This window comes from Achromobacter sp. SIMBA_011 (genome assembly GCF_046535435.1).
Taxonomy (GTDB): Bacteria; Pseudomonadota; Gammaproteobacteria; order Burkholderiales; family Burkholderiaceae_B; genus Achromobacter; species Achromobacter dolens.
Window position 1 is genome coordinate 1 of sequence record NZ_JAWRWN010000781.1, and the last position, 257, is coordinate 257.

Genomic DNA, 257 nt, shown 5'->3' on the forward strand with positions numbered 1-257 from the left:
GTGCTACAGGTGCGCCTTCTGCGTCGGCGACGGACGGCCGCAGCCAGCTCTCGATCAATTCGTGCGCCTCGTCGAGCCCCGTGCGCTTCAGCGCCGAGAACAGCTGGACGGTCAGCTTGCCCTTCACGCCCTGGTCGCGGTACGCGTCGAGCCCCTTCTGCGTGTTGCGCAGCGCGTTGATGCTCTCTTGTCGCGTCAATTTGTCGCACTTCGTCAGCAGCGTGTGGATCGGCTTGCCGGTCGGGGCGAACCACTCG

The 257-nt window shown here is 65.8% G+C and carries 1 pseudogene; it reads right to left on the minus strand.

Annotation, left to right across the window (positions count from 1 at the left end):
• Window positions 1–257: pseudogene (locus SB816_RS33120) on the minus strand (YihA family ribosome biogenesis GTP-binding protein); the annotation flags it as partial.